This is a genomic window from Adlercreutzia equolifaciens (assembly GCF_029076695.1).
Lineage (GTDB): Bacteria > Actinomycetota > Coriobacteriia > Coriobacteriales > Eggerthellaceae > Adlercreutzia > Adlercreutzia equolifaciens_A.
The window spans coordinates 1-335 of the sequence record NZ_JARFIK010000184.1 but is presented as its reverse complement, the minus strand read 5'-3'; the positions used below and the strand labels follow the sequence as shown (position 1 = coordinate 335).

Here is a 335-nt window from a genome sequence, read left to right as displayed (position 1 = left end):
AATCTCTTCTTTCTGCTTCATTCGGATATAGTCCTGTTTCTCCAGATACTGCCTTCCTCCATAGGACGGTTCTTCGTCAATTTCCAGTCCATGACGTTTACAGATATCCAGGAACATTGTCCGGCAGGCAGAATCAAAAACAACCTTACGGTTATTTGTCTTTGATCTTTTCTTTTCCGGATTCGGAAGTTCAAAGCCAAGTTCTTCCAGTGCCGCTTCCTGTTTCGGTTCAATCTCCCCATACCGGTTCGTAGCATCGAATACATGACGCTCATGAATATGCGGAGTCGCTTCGTCCATGTGCAGTGACCAGTCAATGATATGCACATTAGAAC

1 protein-coding gene is annotated in these 335 nt (G+C 44.8%); it reads right to left on the bottom strand.

From position 1 onward, the window contains the following. Positions 1-335, bottom strand: a 335-nt coding sequence (locus tag PZH32_RS12000) for a hypothetical protein (protein ID WP_275208487.1), incomplete at both ends; no start/stop codon positions are given.